Raw genomic sequence first — 4,235 nt, forward strand, 5'->3', positions numbered from 1 at the left:
CCCATATCAAAACTCTGTTTGTGGGGGCGGCTGATTTTTTTGTGACACCCCCACGGCCCCGGCGCCGGCCCGCCCCCCCCCCGCGGGGGGCCCCCCGCCCCCCCCCCCGGCGGCCGGATCTCGAAGTGCAGGTGCGGGCCGGTGCTGTTGCCGCTGCTGCCGACGAAGGCGATGAGGTCGCCCTGCTTCACCGGGCCCTTGCGGACCTTGTAGCCGCGCAGGTGGCAGAACCAGGCCTCGGTGCCGTCGTTCATCTTCAGTATCGACATGTAGCCGTAGAACGGGTTCCACTGCGTGCGGATCGTGCCGTCGGCGACGGCGTAGACCTCGGAGCCGCCGTCCACCGGGAAGTCGATGCCGGTGTGGCGGTTGGCCCAGTGGGTGCCGGCCGCGCCGAACAGTTCGCCGAGGCCGTGCTGGGCGACCGGCATGACGACCTTCGGCTGCGGGGCGGGCGGCGGCGTCGGCTGGGCGGTCGGGGCGTCCGTCGGCTGGGCGCCGGTCAGCGGCTGGCGGGCGTCGCCGCGCGAGGCCTGGGAGTGGTCGCCGCCGGCCGCGACGGCCTGCTGGGCGGTGACCTTGGTGGCCGTGGCGGCGGTGCTGTCGGGGGCGTCGGCCGCCGTCGCCTGCGGGGGCACCCGGCCGGCCTCGTCCTGCACCACCGTGATCGCCGCGGCCGCGGCGACCCCGAGCGCGGCCACCGACGGCACCGCGACCCGGAACAGCGCGGCCCGGGTGGCCGCCTTGGCGGCGCCGCGCCGCTGCGCGCGGGACTGCTCCCGGGCGGCCACGCGCAGCTCCGCACGGGTCGGACGGGCGGCTGCGTCGGGAGCCATCGGGGGCTGCCTCCTCGGTGGGCCTCGGTCACGTCGTCGGGCGAGGGAAAACAGGCGTGACTGTATCCGTACGTTCCGTGCCCCCGAAAAACCTCCGCTTGTCAAGAGGTCGCGCGGGGGTCCGTGCGATTGCCCGGAGGTGGGTATACCCACTGGTAGGAAGGGGTGGGCCTGTGATTTTGCCCTCCTCTTGAGGGGTGGCACGGCCAACCGGCCCGGGTGGCGCTAACCTCCCCTCAGGTTGGTTATTGACCGTTAACGCGCCCACGGCCCACGAGGCCGGGTGGGTTGGTGGACGACGAGGTCCAGGAGGCAGTCATGGGTGTGTCAGGGCCGATCCGTGTGGTGGTGGCCAAGCCGGGGCTGGACGGTCACGACCGCGGCGCCAAGGTCATCGCGCGCGCCCTGCGCGACGCCGGCATGGAGGTCATCTACACCGGGCTGCACCAGACGCCCGAGCAGGTCGTGGACACCGCGATCCAGGAGGACGCGGACGGCATCGGCCTGTCGATCCTCTCGGGCGCCCACATGACGCTGTGCGCGCGGGTGCTGGAACTGCTGAAGGAGCGCGACGCGGCCGACATCAAGGTGTTCTGCGGCGGGATCATCCCGGACGAGGACATCGCCGAGCTGAAGGCGATGGGCGTCGCGGACATCTTCACCCCGGGCACCCCGACCCGGGACGTCGTCGCCTGGGTCGAGGCCAACCTCCGCGCGGCGGGCTGATCTCCGCCCTCATCGTCGGGTGAGCGGGCCGGTCCCCGGGCGGGGGCCGGCCCGCTTTCTCGTGCCCGGGGCTCGACTCGGGCCGGGGGCCGGGCTCGGCTCAGGCCCCGGACCCGGGCTCACGCGCCGGGCCGGGCTCACGCCCCGAGCTCGGCGAGCATCGCCTCCCGGAAGCGGAGCGTCCCGGCGAGGCGGGCGAAGGTCTCGGCCCACGCCGAGTCCGGTGTGGTGCCGGCGGCCAGCTCCTCGACGGCGCCGGCCGTCTCCGGGGCCAGCGCGCGCTCCGTCATCCCGAGCACGCCGCTGTGGCTCCACGGGTACGCCCCGGAGGCGGCGGCGCGGGACAGTGCGGTGACGACCGCGGTGGACAGCGGCGGCGTCCACGGCGTGGTGCACGCGCCGAGCAGCTGGAAGGCCTCGCCCAGGCCGTGCACCTCGATGAACGCGGCCGTCCAGGCGGCCCGTTCGGCGGGCGGCAGGACGGACAGCAGCTTGGCGGGCGCGCCGGTGGCCCGCGGCGCCCGCGCCCGGCCCGCGCCGCGGACGGGCGGGACGGGCGCCGGGCCGAGCAGCGCGCGGGCCCAGTCGGGGTCGTGCTGGCGGACGGCGGCGCGGGCCCAGGCCTCGCGGAGGTCGTCGGCCCAGCTGCTGCTGGTCTCGTCGATGCTGTCGCCGACCCGCAGGGCGAGCAGCTGGTCCGGTGTCAGGCCCGTCGTCTCGGGCCAGGTGGCGAGCGGCGCCGCCGCGACCACCTCGCCGAACCACCAGGCCCGTTCGCCGCGCCCGGTCGGTGACTTGGGGGGTATGCCGTCGCGCTCCATGGCCGCGTCGCACTCGGCGGGCGGGGTGACCAGCAGGTGTGTGCCCGGATCGGCGAGGCGGACGGCGGCGGTGGCGCGGACGGCCATCCGCCGGGCGAGCGCGGAGCCGGGGAGGGTGGAGAGCAGCTCGGCGGCCGTCGCCCGGACGTTCTTGCTGCGGTCGCCGAGGGCGGCCTCCAGGAACGGCTCGTCCTCGGGGGAGAGGCCGTCCTGGAGGGCGTCCAGGAAGAGCAGCCGGTCCTCGGCGCGCTCGGTCGGCCACGTGCTCCGCAGCAGGGCGAGGCCGGCCGCCGGATCGCGGCGGCGCAGCAGCGTGAGGTGGGTGACGCGCTCGGCGAACAGGCCCTCGTGCCACAGGCGGTCGTCCGCGGGCTCCGGCGGCGCGCCGGGCGGCGTGGTGCGCAGGACGTAGCGCCAGTCCGGGTTCCGCACGGCCAGCCAGCGGCCGAGGGGACCGGCCAGGGCGACGCCGTCCTGGCGCAGTTCGCTGCGGGCTCGGGAGGCGTCGAGCAGGGCGGGCACCAGGGCGGCCGGCGGGCGCAGGCCCCGCTCGCGGGCGGCGGCGAGCCACTGCGGCAGCAGCTCGGTGAGGTTGGCGAGGGTGCCGGTGCCGCCGGTGGTGCGGCCGGCGAGCAGGACGGCGAGCCGCCGGGCCGCCGCAGGGGGCAGCTCGGGGCGGCCGTCCTGCGGGGCGGGCGGGTCCGGCGGCTCCGCGGCCGGGGCGGGCAGGGCGCCCGCGCGGCGCCGGACGGTCGCGAGCGCGGCGAGCTCCAGCAGGGCGGTGGCCGGGTCGTCCCGGTCCACGGACCCGCCGAGGGGCAGGGCGGTGTCGGGGAGCCGGCGGCGGTCGGTGCCGAGGAGGGCGGTGGTGTGGAGGGTCTCCCACGGGTCCTGGGCGGTCGTCATGTTCTGCTCCTAGACGGTGGTCAGGCCTATGGGGCGGTGGTCGTCGCCGGGCCAGGCGGTGACCGGGGCGAAGCCCTGGTGGCCGTACTCGCCGAAGACGGTGAGCGGGCGGCCGGTGGACACGGCGGCCAGGCGCCACAGGGCGGCCTCCGGGACGGCCGCGGGGCGGACGGGGACGGTGTGGTGGCCGTCCGTCAGGCGCCAGCCGTCCGGGGTGAGGACGGGGACGACGCTTGTGAGGACGGTGGGCCAGGCGTCCAGCCACGGGTCGTCGGCGACGGCGGTGCCGTAGCCGGCCACCGCCTCGGCGACGGACAGGCCGTCCGGCGGGGCGGCCGGGCCGGGCGCGGGGGCGCCGTACCGGGTGCCGAGGGCGGCGCGCAGCGGACGGGCGCCGGGGTGGAAGGCGAGCTCGGCCTCCAGCGCGTGGCCGGTGGGCAGGGCGAGGTCGGGGGCCTGGCCGGGGCGGCCGAAGGCGAGCAGCAGGGCCGGGCGGCCGGTCTTGGCGCCGCGCAGCCAGAGCCGGCGGGTGGTGAGCCGGTCGTCCCCGCCCTCGCCCATGGGCGCGGTCCGGCTGCCGAGGACGAGCCAGCGGTCCCGGACCGTGGGCCCGGCGAGCAGTTCGGCGGCGTCGGTGGTGTAGCCGACCCTCGTCCGCACCGTCGCCGCCAGCCCGGTGGGCAGCTCGTCGAGCCGGGTGGCGGCGGTGGCGAGCAGGTGGAGCATCGCGTACTCCTCCAGGAGCCGCTCCTGCGGGAGGCCGTCCAGCTCGCGGACCCGGGCGGCGAGGCCCGGCGCCTGGGCGTCGACCATTCGCGCCGCCACCTCCTCCCACGGACCGGCGGCGGACCGGTCGGCCAGGCCGTGCCGGATCCCGTCGGCGAGCCGCAGCCGCAGCTCGGCCGCGCCGGCGGCGACCCGGGCGCCGCGCCGCTCGGCCCGGCGG

At 77.4% G+C, this 4,235-nt stretch carries 4 protein-coding genes; 1 reads left to right on the top strand and 3 read right to left on the bottom strand.

Annotated elements, in window-relative coordinates:
• Nucleotides 1-836: M23 family metallopeptidase (locus tag ACFV4F_RS36325; protein WP_380509180.1), on the bottom strand; the 836-nt coding region annotated here is incomplete at its 3' end.
• 318 nt (nt 837-1,154) lie between these two features.
• On the opposite strand from ACFV4F_RS36325, the gene ACFV4F_RS36330 reads away from it, so the two are divergent.
• Entirely contained in the window at nt 1,155-1,562 is a 408-nt protein-coding gene (locus ACFV4F_RS36330; protein WP_153460947.1) for a cobalamin B12-binding domain-containing protein, read from the top strand.
• Between the two features lie 137 nt (nt 1,563-1,699).
• Here the strand turns inward: ACFV4F_RS36330 and ACFV4F_RS36335 are convergent, their stop codons facing one another.
• Together ACFV4F_RS36335 and ACFV4F_RS36340 are read right to left on the bottom strand one after the other, a co-directional pair.
• Complete coding sequence (locus ACFV4F_RS36335) at nt 1,700-3,289, bottom strand: DUF5691 domain-containing protein (RefSeq protein WP_380509183.1); 1,590 nt, start codon at nt 3,287-3,289, stop codon at nt 1,700-1,702.
• A gap of 9 nt (nt 3,290-3,298) precedes the next feature.
• Nucleotides 3,299-4,235 (bottom strand): SWIM zinc finger family protein (locus ACFV4F_RS36340; RefSeq protein ID WP_380509186.1); only part of this gene is annotated, 937 nt, incomplete at its 5' end.

The organism is Kitasatospora sp. NPDC059722, assembly GCF_042733235.1.
In the GTDB taxonomy this organism is placed as follows: Bacteria; Actinomycetota; Actinomycetes; order Streptomycetales; family Streptomycetaceae; genus Kitasatospora.

What these genes read in the sequence shown, in the direction of transcription:
- ACFV4F_RS36330 (WP_153460947.1), top strand. Translation starts at nt 1,155, where the DNA reads ATGGGTGTGTCAGGGCCGATCCGTGTGGTGGTGGCCAAGCCGGGGCTG.
- ACFV4F_RS36335 (WP_380509183.1), bottom strand. Translation starts at nt 3,289, where the DNA reads ATGACGACCGCCCAGGACCCGTGGGAGACCCTCCACACCACCGCCCTC.